Below are 13,295 nucleotides of genomic sequence, written 5' to 3' on the forward strand. Positions count from 1 at the left end.
TGGCAATTGTATCGTTATTCTGATCAAATTTATACAATTACCGGTATAATTAATATCATAATTGTATTATATACGTGCAAACGATGAAATGTAGCATGAGTAACGATTTAGCTGATTTATACGTGTGTTTTGCACGATTAACGCATGAAATAATATAAAAATAGGTCAATATAGTATTATATCTCAATCATCCTTGAAGCATAAATTTGAACCAAATTGTATTGCTGTATGAGAAAAAAAGTACTCTGCCGGGTACTCATAGGTGTGCTATGGGTACTGGCACAAACGGCTCCTGCGTTTGCCCAAACCAAAACGATCTCGGGCGTTGTCTCCGACCAAAACGGGGTTCCACTTGAAAAAGCTACCATTAAAGTAAAAGGAGGAAAAATAACTGCGGTTTCAGATGCCAGCGGCCAATTCCGGCTCACAGTTCCTGACGGCGCTACCGCACTCGAAGTCTCCTATGTTGGCATGAAACCGTTGAACGTTTCCATCGAGGGAAAACAATCGGTCATGATTACCCTGAACATTACCGATAGCAAACTGAACGAAGTGGTTGTTATCGGCTACGGCACAGCCCGCCGAAGCGATGTGAGCTCAGCTGTTTCCTCTGTTAAAGCCAAAGACCTGAAAGACCTGCCGGTAGCCGGTATCGACCAGGCTTTACAGGGAAAAGTGGCCGGTTTAACCATTACCAATAACAGCGGCCAGCCGGGTGGCGGTGTGTCGGTTAAGGTGCGTGGCGTTACATCTATTAACAGCAACGACCCATTGATCGTGATCGATGGCGTTCCGTTCTTCAGTAATACGCGTAACACCACCGGTTATGCCGGCCTCGGTGGTTCCGATGGTCAAACCGGTAACAGCGTAATGGCTTCCATTAACCCGGGTGATATTGAATCGATCGATGTATTGAAAGATGCGTCTGCACAGGCTATTTACGGGTCACAGGCAGCGAATGGCGTCATTCTTATTACCACCAAAAAAGGAAAGAACGGTGAAGGAAAAATCAGCTACGATATGTATTACGGCGAGCAACAGGTGCAAAAGAAATTAGACCTGATGAACCTGCAGGAGTTTGCCGAGTATCAGAATGCCGTAGCGCCGTTGATAGGTTCACTACCTGCCGAGGAATTCAAAGATCCTTCTGTATTGGGATCTGGTACCGACTGGCAGGATGCCATGTTCCGCCACGGCCAGTTGCAGAATCACCAGCTGAGCTTTTCGGGTGGCAAGGACAAAACATCATACTATCTATCATTAAACTATTTTGATCAGAAAGGTATTCTCATCGGTTCCGATTTCAAACGGTATGCACTGCGCTTTAATATCGATCATCAGATCAAGAACTGGTTGAAGATCGGCTTCAGCACCAATGCCACCAGGTCTATCCAGAATGTGACGCTGGCCGATGCGGCCGAAGGAACCATCTGGTGGGGCGCTGTTCAAAGTCCGCTCATCCCGGTAAAGAACCTCGATGGAACCTGGGGCGGTGGAACTACCGTTGGTGGTTTTCAATACGGCCAGGACAATCCCATTGCCAGAAGTCATTACCGCGGCAACAAAGGCACCAACTGGCAGGTATTCGGCAGTACTTACGCTGATGTGCAATTGCGAAAAGACCTTTCCTTTAAAACAGAATTCGCCTATTCGCTTAGCCTCAACAATAACCAGGCCTACCAGAACGCAGGCGCTATTGGTCCCAACAAACTGCAAAGCCAGTTATTCGACAAACGGGCCAACAGTTATTATTATTCCCTGCGCAATTACCTCAACTATAATAAATGGCTTAATAAACACAGCATTTCTGCTACCGTAGGGCATGAAGCTCAGTATTCCTACTATGAATCCATAAACGGAAAGAAGATCAATCTTGCCAATAATATCCTTGACCTGAATGCCGGCAGCAGCGATAAACCTACCTGGGAGCTCGAAGGCGGCAAAAATAACTGGGCCATGGAATCGTGGTTTGCCAGGGGCACCTACACCTATGATGACCGCTTCTCTTTGTCGGTAAGCTTCCGCGCAGATGCTTCTTCCAATTTCGGTCCGAATAACAAATGGGGGTATTTCCCCGGTGCATCGTTGGGCTGGACAGCCTCCAACGAACGGTTCATTGATCCCATTAAACATGTAATGAACTATCTGAAGCTGCGCGTGGGTTATGGTGCTGTTGGGAACCAGAACCTGCCTTCCGGCGCGCCCAATCCGCCATACACGTCAGTCGTTGGCTTCTGGCCCGGGCCCGTTGGTTTTGGGGACGCCAATTACCTGAATGGTATTTCCAACCCTGATCTGAGCTGGGAAGCCGTGGTAACGAAGAATGCAGGTATCGATGCGTCGTTCCTGAAGGGCAGGATCGACCTGAGCGTAGACCTGTACAAGAAAACAACCACTGATATGTTGATGTTCCTGACCGGTCCGCGGTTAATAGGCGTGGGCGACCAGTGGGACGACCTTAAAGCGCCTATCGGCAATGTGGGCGAAATGAGCAATACCGGTGTTGATATCAGTGTGACCACCAATAACATTAAGACCAACAATTTTACCTGGAGAACCAATTTCATCTTTTCACACTTCAAGAACCGCCTTGAGAAAATGGCGGCGTCAACCGCCGGCCTGTCGGGTAAAGTATATTACGACAATTACACCATCACCTTTACCAAACCTGGTTATGCGGTTGGTTCATTCTTTGGCTTGGTTACCGATGGGCTGTTCCGCACCAAAGATGAGCTGGACAACAGCCTGCCGCAGTTTGATTATACGGTCGATCAAACGCATACCTGGCTCGGCGATGTTCGCTTCAGGGATGTGACGGGTGATGGCATCATCGATGCAGAGGATATTACTTTCATCGGCAGCCCGCTTCCCAAATTCACTTTCGGATTCACCAATACCTTCCAGTATAAAGATTTCGATCTTAGTGTATTCCTGCAGGGTAGCCAGGGCGCCAGGATCTTCAACTTCCTTCGCTGGCAGCTGGAAAAAATGGATAATGCGAATTATAACCAGCTGCGCACGGTAAAAGACCGGTACACCGAAACCAATACAAGCGCCAAATTACCCCGGTTCAGCAATACGAACACCAACAACATTTATATCTCTGACCGCTATGTTGAAGATGGTTCCTATGTGCGCATTCAAAACATTACGCTGGGCTACCGGTTACCACGGCATATCCTTGACAAAGTAAAAGTGAGCAACGCCCGCGTGTATGTAAGTATACAGAACCTGAAAACATTTACTGATTACAGCGGATACGATCCGGAGATCGGGGCCTTCAACAATAACATCAAGCTCATGAATGTTGATATGGGCCACTATCCCAATCCACGCTCCTTTACGATCGGTGCAAGTCTTGAGTTTTAAAGTATCTGATGGTTTAAAAAAATAACAATGAAACGAAATCATATATATACCCTCGGGGCCGTACTACTGGTACTGGTATCCTGTTCGAAAAAATTTACCGAGCGGCCTGCCCTGGATGCAACCACCCTGGATAACTATTACAATACAGCAGATGAAGTGCGCGGGCTCACCAGCACATTATATGGCCTGCCGTGGTCGGGTTATGAGAACAGGGCCATGGACGCCATCGGCGATGTAATGGCCGGCAATGAACATACAAGCGGTGGGGATGATCCGCCATTTCTGAATTTTTCCTACGCTTCCACCTCTGTGCGGATAGCCGATGCGTGGAAAGTATTTTACAAGATCGGCGGCTGGACGAGCGAATACATCAAAACCCTGGAGCAGAAAATTGCTATGGGGGGTAACAGGACTTTTATTGATCCCGCTATTGCAGAATGTCATTTCTTCAGAGGAACGGTGTACTTCTTTATCGGCCGCATCTGGGGCGATGCGCCCATTATCACCGATCCGGGTAAAACGGCTTTGTCGGGCAATTTCAATATTCCCCGGTATTTCCAAAGAGATGTATTGCGCTTTGCGCTCGAAGAGCTGCAGCTGGCTGAAGCAGGTTTGCCTGAAACTGATCCGCAGCCCGGCCGGTTGACGAAGTATTCCGCCAAAGGCATGATGGCTAAACTGTACCTGTACCTGAAAGACTATGAGAATGCGAGGAAAAAAGCGCAGGAAGTGATCGCCTCCAACCAGTACGACCTGGTTGATAATTATGCGGGCATGTTCAATTCAAGCAGCTTTAACAACAATAAGGAATCCCTGTTCTCCATCCAGCACCAGCTTACCAGTAATCCCTGGGGATCAGGTAACCAGAAAAATCCTGACCGGGGACCCTCCAATTTGCAAACAGAAGAAGCCAGTATGTGGCAATTGTATATTCCCAGCCTGGACATTTTAAATGCCTATGAGTTCGGTGATCTGCGGCGCAAAGGTTCGGTGATGGAGCATGGCTGGACAAAACCCGAGTGGAAACCGAAAAACGCCAACGCGAACTATAATGCGTTTATGGCGAACGGTTATAAATACGATACCCTGCAAAAAGACGGCGAGGGTGGCATTAAAAATGCGACGCGTTCGAATATTGCCAAATACGTAGTGGGCCCTGGAAAAACTTTTGGCGGTGAAACCGTACTGGGCATGAACTCGGGTATCAATACCATGATGCTGCGGTATGCCGATGTATTGCTGATATATGCGGAGGCCGTAATAGGCGCCGGCGCATCAACTACCGAATCATCAGCGGTGGAAGCGTATAATAAAGTGCGCAGAAGGGCCGGTTTGTCAACAAAGACCTCGATCACAAAAGATGATATTCTGAAAGAACGCCGGGTTGAGTTCGCTTTTGAAGGGGATTACTGGTTTGACCTGCAAAGACAGGGTTTTGCAAAAGCAAAGCAACTGATTGAAGCGCAGAACAGGGGCACGGCAGACGCACCAGCCTATGTAACCTTTTTAGAACGGTATATGTATCTGCCCGTTCCTGCAGGTGAAATATTGCAGGACCCTGAGCTGGCAAAAGATCCGGTTAGTTATTATTAATTCTAAACTCGATTGTTACTATGAAAAAATTCATTCAGTATAGATCTCTTGCGATCGGTTTTATAACAGCCTGTCTCGCCATAACCCTGCATTCGTGTGAAAAGGATCACGATGGCAATCCTGGCGATCCATCGGGTGATCCGGTGGCTGAAAGTCTGGACCCCAGTTCTGCAGCCGGCGGCACGGTGCTAACCCTGAAGGGTACCGGCCTGGGCGATATCAGGAAGATCCTTTTTGATAAGGACAGCGTGCCTGCATCTTTTTATACTACGCTTAATACCGCCACTGCTGTTGTGTTCCGCGTGCCTGATACGGTATCGGGCGGCCAGCAGAATATCATCTTTACCAATGGCGCCGGAAAAACGCTGTCGGTACCATTTAACGGTTTGGCGTACCCCAGTGTGACCAGTGTGTCGAATTACAATTATGTAGCCGGAACAGAGCTTACATTAACGGGAAATAACCTGGAAAGCGTAAGCAAGGTGGTGTTGACCGGTACTACTGCAGAGGCAACCGTTCTTTCCAAATCAAAAAAGCAGCTGGTGATCAGGATGCCGGCCACAACGGTTCCGCGCGCTACCCTCGATATTACCAATGGTACGGGCATGCGGACCACCACACAGGAGTTTGTGAACATTGACCTGGCATTACCCGTTTTTGCAGAGGATTTCGGAGCGGGCATTACCAATAACTCCTGGGGTGATGCGGCTTTTATTTCTACGGCAGAATTCAAGAGTGGTACCAGATCCGTTGGTAAGAACTATCAGAAGGGTAACTGGCACCTGATCGGTTTCAAAAGTGCAGCCGGCATAGCCATGGATCCTGCCTACAAATACCTGACCTTTTGGGTAAAAGGTGCATCGAGGGATTATTCACTTTATATCATGTCAGATAAAATAGACGGCGGCTATGGAACTTATATCGAGGATAACCGCATAGATGTGAAGGCGAACGTATGGACTTATTTCAAAGTGCCTTTATCAACATTGAAATTGTGGGAAAAAGGGTCGCCGTTCAACGAATTGGGTTTCCGCATCAAGGGACCCGATGCGCAGGATGAAGTATTCTATTTTGACGATGTATTACTGGTGAAATAGCGGCAACCCAAAAGAAACAGGAGCAACGTATAATGAGATTAACACTTTTAGATGTAAGCATCGTAGTGCTGTACCTGATCACTATGGTGGGAATTGGCTGGGTAATGCGCAAGCGGGCGCGAAAGAATAAAGAAAGTTATCTGCTGGGCGGCAAGTCGCTGCCCTGGTATATGCTGGGGTTGAGCGATGCCAGCGATATGTTCGATATCAGTGGCACCATGTGGATGGTGGCGCTTTGTTTTGTGTATGGCATGAAATCGATCTGGATCCCCTGGTTATGGCCTGTATTCAACCAGGTTTTTATGATGATGTTCATTTCAAAATGGGTGCGCCGGTCAAATGCCAGCACGGGTGCTGAATGGCTGGTGACCCGTTTTGGATCGAGCGGCAGAGGGGTAAGGGGTTCGCATAATGTAGTGGTGGCTTTTGCGCTGATAAGCTGTTTGGGATTCCTGGCCTATGGCTTTGTGGGCCTGGGCAAGTTCATGGAGATCTTTGTGCCCTGGCATATAGTGCAGCCGTATGTGCCATTTACAGTGGCACCGGAATATGTGCCGCATTTGTATGGCATCGTGTTTACGCTGTTTGCAATGTTCTATTCCATTCTCGGCGGCATGCACAGTATTGTGCTCGGCGATGTGATCAAGTATGCGATCATGATCCTGGCCTGCATTTCCATTGCGGTCATTGCCATGCTGCGCTTGCACGGCTCCGGTACCCAAATGGCCGTGCCCGCTGGTTGGACCAATCCCTTTTTCAACTGGCAGCTGGATCTTGACTGGAGCAACATCGTGCCGGACGCCAACAAGAAGATCACAGAAGATGGGTTTGGTTTGTTCGGCTTCTTCTTTATGATGATGCTGTTCAAAGGCATATTCGCCAGCCTGGCCGGGCCGGCGCCCAACTATGATATGCAGAAAGTATTATCAACCCGTTCACCGAAGGAAGCGAGTAAAATGTCGGGCTTTGTTTCCATCATATTATTGCCGGTGCGGTATTCGATGATCATTGGTTTAACGGTGCTCGCCCTGTTATACTATGACCAGCTGGATCTGCGGTCAGGCGCCGGAACCGATTTTGAAAAGATCTTACCGGCGGCCATCAACAGTTTTTTACCCGTTGGCATACTGGGTTTGGTGCTCACCGGATTATTAGGCGCCTTTATGGGCACTTTTTCGGGAACCCTGAATGCGGCACAGGCTTATATTGTAAATGATATATACCTCAAGTACATTGATCCGCATGCCGGTACCAGGAAGATCATCACGGCCAATTACCTGGTCGGTATTGTCGTGGTGGCCATTGGCGTAACGCTTGGTTTTTTTGCCAAAGATGTTAACAGTGTGCTGCAATGGATCGTAGGGGCTTTATATGGCGGATATATTGCTGCGAATATGTTGAAATGGTATTGGTGGCGCTTTAACGCCAGCGGATTTTTTTGGGGTATGGCCAGTGGTATTGCAGCCGCCCTGGTATTCCCTTATATTTTTCAAAATACCCTGCCCCTGTACAGCTGGCCATTGTTGTTCCTGATCTCGCTGGCCGGTTGTTTTATCGGTACCTGGCTGGCCCCGCCCACCGCAGAACCCGTTCTGAAACAGTTTTACAAAACGGTAAAACCCTGGGGCTTCTGGAAACCCATACAGGTAAAAGTGATGGCCGAAGACCCTGCTTTCAGGCCCAATAAGAATTTTAAAACAGATATGTTCAATGTGGCATTAGGTATCACAGGCCAGTGTTGCTTAACCATTCTGCCTATGTACATCGTGTTGTGGCTAAAACTGCCTTTATTGATCACCGTTGCCATACTGTTGATCATTGTATTGATCCTGAAAAAGACCTGGTGGGATAAACTTGAAAACTAAAATTCAAATGCAATGGATAAGAACTTTTTGATGCGACTGGAGATGCTGAAACAAGCGCATGAAGCATTGATCACCCGTCCTAATGAAAGATCGGAAGAACAGAATGGCATTTATTGCCGGTTCAAATATCCGATATTGACGAACCGGCATACGCCGCTGTTCTGGCGATATGATCTTAATGAGAAAACGAACCCGTATTTAATGGAACGGATCGCCATTAATTCGGTGCTGAATGCGGGCGCTATAAAACTGAACGGAAAATATTACCTGGTAGCGCGGGTGGAAGGATCGGACCGGAAATCATTTTTTGCGGTGGCTGAAAGTGAGAATGGCATCGACGGCTTCCGGTTCTGGGATTACCCGGTGTTGATGCCCGAGACAGCTATAGAGGATACGAACATCTATGATATGCGTGTAGTGCAGCATGAAGATGGCTGGATCTACGGTTTGTTCTGTGCCGAACGCCGTGATCCCAATGCGGCGCCATCAGATCAGTCTTCCGCCATTGCACAATGCGGTATTGCGCGCACGAAAGATCTTAAAAAATGGGAGCGGCTGGCCGATCTTAAAACGCCATCGCCCCAGCAACGGAATGTGGTGCTGCACCCGGAGTTTGTTGACGGACAATATGCTTTTTATACCCGCCCACAGGATGGATTTATTGAAGCCGGCACCGGCGGTGGCATTGGATTTGGCCTGAGCAGGTCTATTGAACAGGCCGTTATTCACAAGGAGGTGGTGGTAGATAAGCGGGTATATCATACCATTTCGGAACTAAAGAATGGATTGGGGCCGCAACCGATCAGAACAGCTCATGGCTGGTTGCACCTGGCACATGGCGTGCGGAACACTGCAGCCGGATTGCGTTATGTGCTGTATATGTTTATGACCGACCTGAACGATCTGGCAAAGATCATTTACAAACCCGGTGGCTATTTCATTGCGCCCGAGGGCGAAGAAAGGGTAGGAGATGTATCGAACGTAGTGTTTGGCAATGGCTGGGTGGTTGATGAGGATGGCCGCGTATTGATCTATTATGCATCATCAGACACCCGCATGCATGTGGCCGAATCGAGCATCAGCCGGCTGATAGATTATGTGATGCACACGCCGGCAGATGGCTATACTTCTGCCGCTTCGGTGCGAACGCTGTATAAAATGATTGATAACAATAAGATTGTACAACAGCAGTAAATTTAATATCTCCCGCATTGAAAAAAGTGGTATAATCGTTTCATGAAGCTGATAGATCTTAAAAGGGAAATCCAGCAGGAGCTGTTGGCCATACTCGAATACTGGTTACGCCATGCGGTGGATGAAAAGCAGGGTGGGTTTTATGGCCGCATTGATAATCACAATAACTGTTATGCTGATGCGCCTAAAGGCTGCGTGTTGAATGCGCGCATCTTATGGACGTTTTCGGCTGCTGCAAACAGGACGAACGATTGGCGATATGCAAAAATGGCCAACCGGGCCTTTGCTTACATCCAGGAATATTTTCTTGATAAAGAATACGGTGGCGTGTACTGGACGGTGACCAGTACGGGCGAACCACTTGATGCTAAAAAGCAGGTATATGCGCTTGCTTTTGTATTGTATGGCTGCAGTGAATATTACACCGCCATGCATAAGGAACCGGCGAAGCAACTGGCCATTGATCTGTACAGGTTGATACAGGAAAAAGCCTATGACCCGGTGCACGGGGGGTACTTCGAAGCCTTTGCGCGTGACTGGCAACCGCTGGCTGATCTGCGGCTGAGCGACAAAGACGCCAATGAGAAGAAGACGATGAATACGCACCTGCATATTCTGGAAGCTTACACCAATCTATACCGTATATGGCCCGATGCTCAACTAAAGCAGGCTATTGCAGGGCTCTTACATAACTTCGATGAACACATCATCAATCAATATACCGGTCATCTGCATTTGTTTTTTGATGAACAATGGAATGTACGATCGGGTACGGTCTCCTACGGACATGATATAGAAGCCAGCTGGTTATTGTTTGAAGCGGCAAAAGTCATCGGCGACGAAGCGTTAGTCAACAGGATGAAGGCGAACGCGCTTAAAATGGCAGATGCAGTGGTCATCGGGCTCGATACCGATGGTGGTTTATGGTATGAGTTTGAAGCTGCCGATAACCGGTTGATTAAGGAAAAGCACTGGTGGCCGCAGGCGGAAGCGCTGGTAGGTTTTTTCAATGCCTGGCAGCTGAGTGACCAGCATGAATACCTGCAGTATGTGTACAACACATGGGCATTCATTAAGCAACACATCATCGATCACCGGCACGGCGAATGGTTTTGGGGCGTTAACGAAGATCATGCTGTTATGCAGCAACAAGACAAGGCTGGCTTGTGGAAATGTCCTTACCACAATGGCCGCGCCTGTCTGGAATTATTGCGAAGGATAGGAAGGCAAGCTGACGAGCATTAGGTGTGCCAAATTTTCAACGTGTGGCACACCTGAACATTACACCGCCATTGCCTGCATGAGGCCGGCAGGTGTCAGGTGCGTATAATCTTTTATATAGTGAATGATCCCTGTGTATTGTGTGAATTCGTGCTTTTCATGCATGGTGGTCAGCACTACAGACGACATACCCGCATTTTGGGCCGCTTCCACACCTTTGGGCGCATCTTCAAAAACCAGGCAGTTCGCCGGATCAACACCTAACAGTTTGGCGGCTTTCAGGTATGTTTCGGGATGAGGTTTGCTGATCTGAACATCGTCGGCGCTCACAATGGCTTTGAAATAATGCCTGATGTTCAGTCCGTCTAATACAAAGTCAATATTGAATGGGATGGCGGCAGAACCAATCGCCATCGGAATGTTCAACGCATGTGCTTTTTCCAGGAACTGTTGCAGGCCTGGTAACAATTGCAGGTGCGGCCGGTATTCCTGCTGATACCGTTTTTCTTTTTCTACTGACAGCCGGTCTATTTCTTCAGGTGTAAACCGGTCTTTTCCAAATATGCGGATCAATAACTCACTGTTCTTGCCATACATATGGCTTTTGGTTTCTTCCCAGCTTAAATTGGCTCCCAGGTCATCGTTCAGGATATGATACCATGCTTTTAAATGAAAGTGCATATCGTCGATCATGGTGCCGTTCAAATCGAATAAAAAAGCCTTTTCCATAAAATTTCCCCTGTGCATTTAGTAAAAAAAACACCGCAAAAGTAAGGCATCAGCCTCGTTTTACGGTGTAAAACAACCAAACACAATATGTTAATGAAATTTTAACCTGTCAGGGTTGAAAATCAAATGGTAAAGCTGATCTGCATGCGGCAGCCCTGCCCGGGCGATGATTCAATTTTAACGCGTCCATTGAACAATTCAGTGCGGCTGATAATATTGGTAATGCCAATGCCTTTTCTTTTCTGCGTGGTGTCGAACCCTTTGCCATCGTCGGCAATGGTGACCAGTAACAACCGGTTTTTCCGTACGATAGCGATCTGCATCGCTGAGGCAGCGGCATGTTTAATAGTGTTGTTCAATTGTTCCTGTACGATGCGGAAGATCGTCATTTTAAGTTTATCGTCGAGTTGCTGTTCGTCCGGCACATCGAAATGCAGGGAGATGGTGAATGGTTGCGCCAGCCGTACATTTTCAATGAGGTCGTTCAACGATAATTCAAGGCCCACTTCTTTATGAAATGTTTCGATCATCGATTTGGACAATCGCCTGATCTCTTCTATGGCGCTGCTGATGGTGATGATGCTTTTTTTGATCATACTCTCCTGCATGGCCGGAGTATCCCTGGCGCAGGTAAGATACAGCCGTGCTGTCGTAAGCACCTGCGTGATATTATCGTGCAGTTCGCGGCCGAGGCTTTCGCGTTCGCTTTCCTGCCCATCGATTACCGCTTTGGCAATTTCCTGTTGCCGCCTGATCTTTTCTTCTACCAGCTGGTTCTGCAATTGTATTTTTTCGGTGATGTCATTTACGAGTACCAGCCAGGCATTGCAGCCTTTGTAATTGATAGCATGCGCCCATACTTCTACAAAAATGGTTTCGTTATTCTTTTTAACGTGTTTCCGTAATATCGAGGGGCGGTTGTTATGTTCCGTTATAGGCAGGGAGGGTTGCAGTTCAGATTTTTCTTCCGGCGACATAACGTCATAGGCGGTCATCTTCATGAACTCCTTCTGTGAATAGCCGTACAGCTGAATCGTAGCGTCATTCACTTCTACGAACTGCATGGTTGCTGCATCACAAACACAAATGGGCAGCGGGCTTTTCAGGAACAGGTTCTTATACAGGTATTCCGATTCCTGGATTAATTCTGCTGCCTGTTTGCGTTCGGTAATATCCCTGAAATTGCCCACCAGTGCATTGATGCCGGGCGCCTGTAGCATGTTCGTAGCGAGCCCCTGTACCCATCTTTCATTGCCTTGTTTGTCAAATACCTTCAGGTCGAGGTCGAACAGTTCGTCGGGGTGCTGCATGAGGTTTTGCAATAATTCGCCCATGGCGGGCAAACTATCGGGGTGTACAAACGCACAAACATGACGGCCGATGTAATCGGCTTCCTCATAGCCAAAGACCTTATAGGCAGAGGGTGAGCTGTAAAAGATATTTCCTTCAGCATTGGCCATCGTGATGATGTCGGTGCTGTTTTCGATAAGCGATCTGAATTTCAATTCACTTTGGCGCAGCCTTTCTTCGGCATTTTTTCGTTCGGTAATATCCTGGGCTGTGCAGGAGAGCGCGATGATATTACTGGCTTCGCGCACCGGGTTCACCGTAATGTCGAAGTAAACAGCTTTATCCTGTATGCAGATCTGCTGGGTAAACCGATGCGGCTGACCGTTAAACGCGGTGTGATAAATATTGCCCCAGGGGAGTTTTTGCGAAGCGTCGAGCAGGGCTATGCAATCAATTACCTCGTCGCCGGGCACAATTTCTTTACCGGTATATTGTTTAATGATATTGCGAAGACGGGCATTACAAACTACGTACTGCAGGTTATTGTCAATGATCCAGGTAAATCCTTCGGTATTTTCAATTACACCGTTCAGAATGGCAAAAAAGGCTGCCGGCCGCTTAGCGCCATTTGTTGCCTGCATAGTGGTGTCACTATGCGAAACAGATGAGGTTTGCATAAAATTGTAAGTATTAGGTCAAAAAAACACCTCGTTTTCATGGCTGTCACGAAAACGTAGCACTTGGTTGGAAGGGAGCTGCTACTGCTACTAGTCAGAGGAAATAAATGACCGGTTGGAACGTCACTGAGCCTTTTGGAACGAATAAATTGAAAACCCGTTTTGTAAATTTAAAGAAATATATCAATCAGACTGCATTAACGGTTATAAATCTTATGCATTGTCTGGTTGAACATTTATTCGCTATCCTAACAGCCTTT

Annotated in this window: 8 protein-coding genes; 6 read left to right on the forward strand and 2 right to left on the reverse strand. The window is 47.6% G+C overall.

Features of this window, described 5'->3' with window-relative positions; translation table 11 throughout:
• The first annotated feature begins 228 nt into the window (after positions 1-228).
• Genes JUB15_RS15625 through JUB15_RS15650 form a run of 6 tightly spaced genes read left to right on the forward strand, consistent with a single transcriptional unit; the run spans position 229 to position 10,363 of the window.
• Positions 229-3,369 (forward strand): SusC/RagA family TonB-linked outer membrane protein, encoded by a 3,141-nt coding sequence (locus tag JUB15_RS15625; RefSeq protein WP_207513423.1) that lies wholly within the window; start codon positions 229-231, stop codon positions 3,367-3,369.
• A 27-nt stretch (positions 3,370-3,396) separates the two neighbouring features.
• On the forward strand, positions 3,397-4,962 hold the full coding sequence (locus JUB15_RS15630; RefSeq protein WP_207513424.1) for a RagB/SusD family nutrient uptake outer membrane protein: 1,566 nt from the start codon (positions 3,397-3,399) through the stop codon (positions 4,960-4,962).
• 20 nt (positions 4,963-4,982) lie between these two features.
• A complete protein-coding gene (locus JUB15_RS15635) occupies positions 4,983-6,059 on the forward strand; it encodes an IPT/TIG domain-containing protein (protein WP_207513425.1) in 1,077 nt (358 codons plus the stop codon).
• A gap of 32 nt (positions 6,060-6,091) precedes the next feature.
• Positions 6,092-7,924: a sodium:solute symporter family protein gene (locus JUB15_RS15640; protein ID WP_207513426.1), complete on the forward strand. Its 1,833-nt coding sequence runs from the start codon at positions 6,092-6,094 to the stop codon at positions 7,922-7,924.
• A gap of 12 nt (positions 7,925-7,936) precedes the next feature.
• Positions 7,937-9,118, forward strand: a complete 1,182-nt coding sequence (locus tag JUB15_RS15645; protein ID WP_305068325.1) for a glycoside hydrolase family 130 protein — start codon at positions 7,937-7,939, stop codon at positions 9,116-9,118.
• A gap of 42 nt (positions 9,119-9,160) precedes the next feature.
• Complete coding sequence (locus JUB15_RS15650) at positions 9,161-10,363, forward strand: AGE family epimerase/isomerase (RefSeq protein WP_207513427.1); 1,203 nt, start codon at positions 9,161-9,163, stop codon at positions 10,361-10,363.
• 36 nt (positions 10,364-10,399) lie between these two features.
• Here the strand turns inward: JUB15_RS15650 and JUB15_RS15655 are convergent, their stop codons facing one another.
• Together JUB15_RS15655 and JUB15_RS15660 are read right to left on the reverse strand one after the other, a co-directional pair.
• Positions 10,400-11,068 (reverse strand): HAD family hydrolase, encoded by a 669-nt coding sequence (locus JUB15_RS15655; protein ID WP_207513428.1) that lies wholly within the window; start codon positions 11,066-11,068, stop codon positions 10,400-10,402.
• Positions 11,069-11,190: 122 nt separating this feature from the next.
• The gene (locus JUB15_RS15660) at positions 11,191-13,035 is read right to left on the reverse strand and encodes a sensor histidine kinase (protein ID WP_207513429.1); all 1,845 of its coding nucleotides are present in this window, start codon (positions 13,033-13,035) and stop codon (positions 11,191-11,193) included.
• Positions 13,036-13,295 lie beyond the last annotated feature (260 nt).

The sequence above is a fragment of the Longitalea luteola genome (assembly GCF_017356035.1).
Lineage (GTDB): Bacteria > Bacteroidota > Bacteroidia > Chitinophagales > Chitinophagaceae > Niastella > Niastella luteola.

Excerpts from the sequence above, each read along its gene's own strand:
- JUB15_RS15645 (WP_305068325.1), top strand. The coding sequence starts at position 7,937 with ATGGATAAGAACTTTTTGATGCGACTGGAGATGCTGAAACAAGCGCAT.
- JUB15_RS15630 (WP_207513424.1), top strand. The coding sequence starts at position 3,397 with ATGAAACGAAATCATATATATACCCTCGGGGCCGTACTACTGGTACTG.
- JUB15_RS15625 (WP_207513423.1), top strand. The coding sequence starts at position 229 with ATGAGAAAAAAAGTACTCTGCCGGGTACTCATAGGTGTGCTATGGGTA.
- JUB15_RS15635 (WP_207513425.1), top strand. The coding sequence starts at position 4,983 with ATGAAAAAATTCATTCAGTATAGATCTCTTGCGATCGGTTTTATAACA.
- JUB15_RS15655 (WP_207513428.1), bottom strand. The coding sequence starts at position 11,068 with ATGGAAAAGGCTTTTTTATTCGATTTGAACGGCACCATGATCGACGAT.
- JUB15_RS15640 (WP_207513426.1), top strand. The coding sequence starts at position 6,092 with ATGAGATTAACACTTTTAGATGTAAGCATCGTAGTGCTGTACCTGATC.
- JUB15_RS15650 (WP_207513427.1), top strand. The coding sequence starts at position 9,161 with ATGAAGCTGATAGATCTTAAAAGGGAAATCCAGCAGGAGCTGTTGGCC.
- JUB15_RS15660 (WP_207513429.1), bottom strand. The coding sequence starts at position 13,035 with ATGCAAACCTCATCTGTTTCGCATAGTGACACCACTATGCAGGCAACA.